This window comes from Kineococcus siccus, assembly GCF_009906795.1.
GTDB classification, from domain to species: domain Bacteria; phylum Actinomycetota; class Actinomycetes; order Actinomycetales; family Kineococcaceae; genus Kineococcus; species Kineococcus siccus.
Genome location: NZ_JAAALN010000383.1, coordinates 1 through 1,680, shown reverse-complemented (window position 1 = coordinate 1,680; position 1,680 = coordinate 1). Strand labels below are relative to the sequence as shown.

The 1,680-nt window shown below is 71.0% G+C and carries 2 protein-coding genes; both read left to right on the top strand.

The window, feature by feature from the left end:
• Window positions 1-1,245 (top strand): S66 peptidase family protein (locus GTR02_RS21620; RefSeq protein WP_205709798.1); only part of this gene is annotated, 1,245 nt, incomplete at its 5' end.
• 178 nt (window positions 1,246-1,423) lie between these two features.
• Window positions 1,424-1,680, top strand: a 257-nt coding sequence (locus GTR02_RS21615; protein WP_338073980.1) for a helix-turn-helix transcriptional regulator, incomplete at its 3' end; no start/stop codon positions are given.

Sequence of the window (1,680 nt, the reverse complement as noted above, 5' to 3'; positions counted from 1 at the left end):
TGGACGGCCCGGGCCATAACCAGCAGCAGCCCCGCGAGCACCACCAAGCCCCACGCGGCCGAGACGACAGCTCCTACCGGCACGCTCGCACCCCTTCCAGCACCGTGGATCGACAAGCCTCAGCCTGGCATCCAGGCGATCACCGTCCGCACCCACCCGCGTGACGCCGACACCTCGACCCCGTGGAAGCGCTGGTCGCGGGACGGGCCGAACGCACGGTCATCCCGCGGTGTGCGTGGCCTCGATCGGCCACCGGCGACCCGACATGGCGAACGGCGCGACATCCCGGAGGGGCTCTGGCCGCGCAGCGATCACCCTCCTAGGGTCACCCTCATGGCCTCACCGCTGACGATGCTCCCGGCACGCCTGCTGCCAAGGGACCGGGTGGTCGTGGTGTCCCCCAGCAGTTGGCCCGACTCGCGCGCCGACCTCGATCCACTGCTGGACAGCCTGCAGTCGTGGGGACTACGCCCCGAACTCGGCGCCCACGTCGTGGACCGGCGCGGGTACATGGCCGGCACTGATGCCGACCGCCTCACCGACCTCAACCAGGCGCTGCGCGATCCGGATGTCCGCGCGGTGATCGCGTCCACGGGCGGGTGCGGAAGCCTTCGACTGCTGCGGGGAGTCGACCAGGACGCCCTCGAGCGCGATCCCAAGCCGTTGGTCGGCTACAGCGACATCACCGCCCTGCACCAGCTCTGGCGGCGTTCAGGTGTCCCGGCAGTACACGGCGCCGTCGACGGCGCCCACCGCGACGCCGTCCGCGAACAGCTCATGGACGCAGCACCCACCCTCGTGCGCAACGACCCGGGCGCGATCACGGCCGCCCTGACCACGACCGGCAGAGCCAGTGGCGACCTCGTCGGCGGCAACCTCGAGATGCTCGCCCGCACGGCCGGCGTGGTCGAGACGTCCTGGCAGGGCTGCATCCTGCTGCTGGAGGCCAACAAGGCCGCGGGGCTGGGCATGGTGGACCGGGCCTTGGCCCAGCTGCGCCTGTCCGGCGCCCTGGACGGCATCACCGGCGTCGCCGTCGGCAGCTTCGAGGAGTTCGCCGGCTACCAGGACCGAGGATGGACGATCGTGGACACCCTTCACGACCTCCTCGACGACCTGGGAGTCCCCATCCTTGGTGGGCTCCCGCTGGGGCACCTCCCCGACCCGGTGCCTGTACCGCTGGGGGTTCCCGCCGTCCTCGACGCTGACGCCGGTCAGCTCTCCGTGGGAGCACTCGTCCGGTAGCCGCTGACGGCAGGCACTGGTGCGGCGAGTCCACACGGTCATCCCGCTTTCAACGCGCGACCGGGGGCGCCGGCGACGTCCTCACATGCCGATGCCCGCAAGGTCATACGGCACGACCGCCGCCACCTCCATTGCCTCCTAGCGCTCGGTGTTGCGATAACGCCACATAGGGCGGGTGGTGAACAAGTCGAAGGAGTCGGCGGACGCAAAGCAGCTGCACAACCGCCTCGCCGTGCTGCGCGCCGAACGCGGCACCACCCGCCGCCAGCTGGCCGAGGCGGTCGGCGTCAACGTCCAGACCATCGGCTTCCTCGAACGCGGCGACTACGGCCCCTCCGTCGAACTCGCCCTGCGCCTGGCCGGCCACTTCGGTCTCCCCGTGGAGGCGCTCTTCTCCCTCACCCCCTTCCCGCCCATGTCAGCGCAGCTCTACAC